Annotated in this window: 1 protein-coding gene; it reads right to left on the minus strand. The window is 63.0% G+C overall.

Annotation, left to right across the window (positions count from 1 at the left end; genetic code table 11):
• Positions 1 to 492, minus strand: a 492-nt coding sequence (locus tag AC58EF_RS28610) for a TonB-dependent siderophore receptor (protein WP_497279761.1), incomplete at its 3' end; no start/stop codon positions are given.
• Positions 493 to 513: the final 21 nt, after the last annotated feature.

Consider the following 513-nt stretch of genomic DNA (forward strand, 5'->3'; position numbering starts at 1 on the left):
CCGATGGCCCTGGTCGTAGAAATAGTCCCGATCCTCGAAGATGCCGACAAGGCGAGCGCGCAGATCGCCGGATGCGACCAGCGGAACGCTGATGTCGCCCTCCGCCCGATAATTGTTCCAGCTTCCGGCGCTCAGCGTCGCTTCCGCCGCGAAATCGCTGCCCGGGCGCTTGCGGACGAGATTGATCGTGCCCGAAGGGTTGCCGGTCCCCTGAAGAAGGCCGCTCGCGCCGCGGAGAATCTCCACGCGATCATAGATCGCCATGTCCTCGGTGTTGACCGCCTCGTTCCAGCCCGAGGTCGGAATGCCGTCGAAGTTCAACGTATCGATGACGAAGCCGCGCGAATAATATGCCGTCCGCAACCGCGTGCCCGGCTGAACGGTGACGCCGGGCGCATTGGTCATCACGTCGTCGAGCGTGATAAGCCGCTGCTCGTCGAGCCGGTCGCGATCAATGATGCTAATCGTCTGCGGGGTCTCAGAAAGTGTCAAAGGCAGCTTGGTGCCCACGCC

It is taken from the genome of Sphingobium sp. WR1, from assembly GCF_059693745.1.